This is a genomic window from Pedobacter sp. 01T416_2, from assembly GCF_056398925.1.
In genome coordinates, this window is record NZ_JBFTQI010000545.1 from 1 (window position 1) to 4044 (window position 4044).

Genomic DNA, 4044 nt, shown 5'->3' on the forward strand with positions numbered 1-4044 from the left:
ACGCCAGGGAAACTGTTGTCTGAGTCGCCTGTTAACGACATCAGGTAACGACCATTATTGTCTTCCATGATGTAATACCACTCAATACCTTCCTGGGATAAGGTTGTTACGCCACGATCATAAGCAATCATTTTCTTACCTACATTTGCCATATCGAAAGGTCTCGATGGTGTTGCAGGCGATGGCTCAAGGACTCTTGACAAAATTCCCATCTGCATAAAACTCATTGTTGCATTATCGTAAAAATAGGTGGTGTTAAAATTGCCTGGAAAAACACCCGGGAATAAATCATAATTGCCTGGAATGCGTTGTGAGAGGGGTTTCAGATTTTCTGAGTTTGTTCCTGAAACGCCAACATACAAACTCCCGTCTGCAACGATATACTGCTCAAATTTTGAGGTATTCATGATAAATGCCGGTGCAGTTTTAAATGGAAGCGGTGTTGCCAAACCAGGAAGTATCGAACTTTTATCACCAAGTTCTAACCAGTCGTTCATGTTAAAACGATACACATTTTGATCAGTGAAATAATAAAAGAAACCGCCTTTTCCAAAATTGTATAAGGCCAATGGTTTTCCCGGATAGGTTTTATTGTTGGCTACTTCCATAGGGTTCTCAAAAATCACATCATCCGTACGGATCAAAGAAGCTTTGCCTTTTCCATCCTTGCTGTTGAGCACATACCAGCCATCCGGATAAACACCATTTACTGTGATGGTATAACGCTTCAGCGTGTAAATACCATTTTTATTACTTGTCACTCTGTAAATTATGGAATACGTGCCCGGACTTAAAGTTACTTTAATGCGTAAATTTTTAGTTTTGGCAATCGTTGTCGAATCAATTGTCCAGCTATAAGTAAATGAATCACCTTCGGGCATTGTTTGGGCCAATGTTGGTGTGATGATCAGCGAATCCAGTTGAGGAACCGTAAARGCGGTTATTGCATCAGTAATCTTAATGTCGTTGATTTGCTCATATTTAAACGATTGATTGTCTTTTTTACAGGCAGCAAATGCCAACATGATTACAATAAAAACCGGGATGAGCTTTAAAAGGTATTTTAAATGCATAATATTTTAAATTAAGGGAACGATATCTGTTGACCGTTCTCATCTAACAATGGACCATTTGCAGCCTCGTAAGCGGCCAGCGCATTCCTTAAGGTAACCGGAAAGTTCAGTAAACCGTCAGAACCAATCTTGTCGTAAGAAAAATCGGTTATACCCAAAGTCTTCACCATGAACTTGTATTTTACGGCACTGAATTCCCCGAAATCAGCAAGGAGATAGATGCTCCAATAAGCAGGTTCGATATACTGACTGGTTACATCAACCTTCAGATACCTGAAGTTTTCTTCCGTAAAGATGTTAATAGCAGGTGTCTGTCCAAAAGTACCTAAAGTAAAGTCTTTAGTTTCTGTGGGCTCCAGTACAATCCTGTAAACATTATTGGCCATTCCAGTAGAATTGATCAATATCAACGGATACTTAAATGTGGATGCTCCCGGCGGAACAGTGAATTCTTTCAGCTCAAAATCTACGCCTGCAGTTGCGGTAGTTCCCTGAGCCGTTTTCAGCAGCGCCGTGCGCGGTTTATCGGATAACTTCCCGGTGATACGCATTGGTATAAATAAGGTGTCTCTTTGCTTTTGAGTCGCTTGCAGCGCAAAAGAGTAGCTTCTTACTGCAGTGGTATGCAAAAGTTCGTAAGTGTAGGCAAAGAAACTTATGCCATCCCTTCCCTGATAGGTATCGACTGCTTCTTTCTTGCAGGAAAAAAGACAGGCTACTATCAATATATATGATAAGTATTTCATAATACGAGTTTGATTAGTTTCCATAATTCGGGTTAAATTGAAGTTCAGCATCTGGAATCGGGAGTTTGTAGTCCGCTGGGGTCATGTTGATGTTGCGGAATTGCATTCTTAGTGCTTTAATACGCTTATAGTAAAAAAACAACTGGCCTTCTGCATAAAACTCTTTCTGGTATTCCTTGGTGATTGCAGCTGTAAGATCTGTAGCGCTGAGCGTTGTTGCCAGATTGGAAAGCCCCCTGTTTTGGCGCACCGTATTTAAATGCCCAACGCCTATAGCTGGTGTTTCTGCAGTTTCAGCAAGGATGTAGTACATTTCTGAAAGACGTATGCCCGGTACATACTGATCTAATAAATTATCGGTAATTGTAGTGGTAGCGGTAGAGGCTTGCCAGAACTTAGATGGGAACAAGCCTCCTCCATCCTGCTCTAAACGGTAAACGAACCTGATGTCTGTACCACCGCCCGATGAAGTTTCGTACAAAGTAGCAAAGTTAGCAGGGGTACGCGTAAGGGTTTGATCTACAGTACCTCTAAATCTGAAGTAACGCTGTACAGTTGGCAATATATCCCTAACCCTGATCATAAATACCTGCTCATTGAAATATAGGCGGTCGCGTACCACCAATCCTGAGCTAATGGCACCGGCCGCAGCCTGGGTTACGAACGTATATTTACCCGAACTGATCACTACATTTGYAGCGGCAGCAGCGCCTGATTTATCGCCGCTATATAGCTCTATTCTTGCTTCCAATGCTTTTACGCCGTAATAATTCAATTTATTCCGTCTGCTCCTCAAATCGCTGGTCACGATCGGGTCAACCGTTAGCAACAGATCTGCAGCCTCTTTCAGATCGGCTAAAGCAAATTTGACCACGTCAGCAGTTGTAGCAGGTATAATTGCGTTTTCGTTTACATCTTTTTTATAAGGGATGGCTTTTAAATTAGCACCCGCAGTATATTCAGGACCGAACATACGTAATAAATCAAAATGTATAAACGCCCTTAAAGCTAAGGCTTCACCGCGCAGCTGTGCATATGAATTATTGGTTAGTACAGAACGGTTTGTTTCTGTATTTGCAATTATTTTATTTGCTGCAGCAATTGCACTGTAACTGGAAGACCAGATGGCATTGGTGTATCCTGCTACTTCCGTTGAAGCATAGTTTAAGAGTTGTGTTTGTTGCAACGAAATACCTGCGCTGGTATTGAGTGTTGAATAATTTTGTGCCAGGGCAGAAACAAAGCCCATAGAAAGGTTATCTCCGTAAAGATTGCTACCAGCCAATTGTCCGTATACGCCTGATAAAGCCTGTTGAAAACCAACTTCTGAAGTAAACAGCTGTTCTTCCGACAGACTCGTTTTGGGCTGTACATCCAAAAATTTCTTACAACCGGAAAACATCGCACCTATTGCCAGAATTCCTATAATTAATATTGTTCTTTTCATTGGGATATGAATTTATCTTTTGAATTTAAAATCTTGCACTTAAGCCGAATGTATATTCTCTGGCAAAAGGATTATCTGTACCACGTTCAATTTCAATGGAGCTAAAGGTGCCCAGGTTGTTCGTAGTGGCACTAACACTAAGGTTCTGCAAGCCTAACTTTTTTACCAATGCGGTTTTGAACTGATAACTCAAATTAATTGAGCTGAGCTGAATGTTATTATCGCGTTGAACAAAGCGTGAAGTAAGCTTTGTTGGTGTCGGGAAGGTTGTAATTCTACGGTATGGGCTCAAACTTCCAGGTCCCGTCCAACCCAGGTCGTACGCTCTTCGGTCTACGTTGTTGCGTGCATCAACGGCCTCTACCCGGTTTAATAATGTACTGTTATACAGATCAGCACCGTAATTATAATTGAAGCTAAAATTTAAGGCAAAACCTGCATATAGGAAGTTTGAATTGATGGCACCTGTCCACTTGGCGCGGGTATCGCCAACATAGGTCTTATCATTAACGTCCCACACAAATGTTGGGGTACCATCTGCTTTCAGGTAAACTTCCTGGCCAGTAACCGGATCAATGCCTAGCGACCTTACCGCATAAATAGCCGTGGTCGACTGCCCCTCAATGAACTGTGCATTTTCGGAAGTCTGATTGGCGTTATTCGTATTTAATGCAGCGTTAAAGGCTTTAAGTTTACCAGAAAGTTCTTTCAATACAGATTTGTTAGTGGCGGCGTTTACAGAAACATTCCACTTTAAGCCTTTGCGAGGTTCAGATAG

General features: G+C 41.7%; 3 protein-coding genes and 1 pseudogene. All 4 read right to left on the reverse strand.

The window, feature by feature from the left end:
• A partial coding sequence (locus tag AC1DPQ_RS19935; protein ID WP_477610651.1) for a PKD-like family lipoprotein occupies nucleotides 1–1073 on the reverse strand: 1073 nt, incomplete at its 3' end.
• 11 nt (nucleotides 1074–1084) lie between these two features.
• Entirely contained in the window at nucleotides 1085–1819 is a 735-nt protein-coding gene (locus AC1DPQ_RS19940; protein ID WP_477582245.1) for a DUF4843 domain-containing protein, read from the reverse strand.
• A gap of 13 nt (nucleotides 1820–1832) precedes the next feature.
• The gene (locus AC1DPQ_RS19945; protein ID WP_477610652.1) at nucleotides 1833–3266 is read right to left on the reverse strand and encodes a RagB/SusD family nutrient uptake outer membrane protein; all 1434 of its coding nucleotides are present in this window, start codon (nucleotides 3264–3266) and stop codon (nucleotides 1833–1835) included.
• Nucleotides 3267–3291: 25 nt separating this feature from the next.
• Nucleotides 3292–4044 (reverse strand): annotated as a pseudogene (locus AC1DPQ_RS19950) (SusC/RagA family TonB-linked outer membrane protein); the annotation flags it as partial.

What these genes read in the sequence shown, in the direction of transcription:
- AC1DPQ_RS19940 (WP_477582245.1), bottom strand. Translation starts at nt 1,819, where the DNA reads ATGAAATACTTATCATATATATTGATAGTAGCCTGTCTTTTTTCCTGC.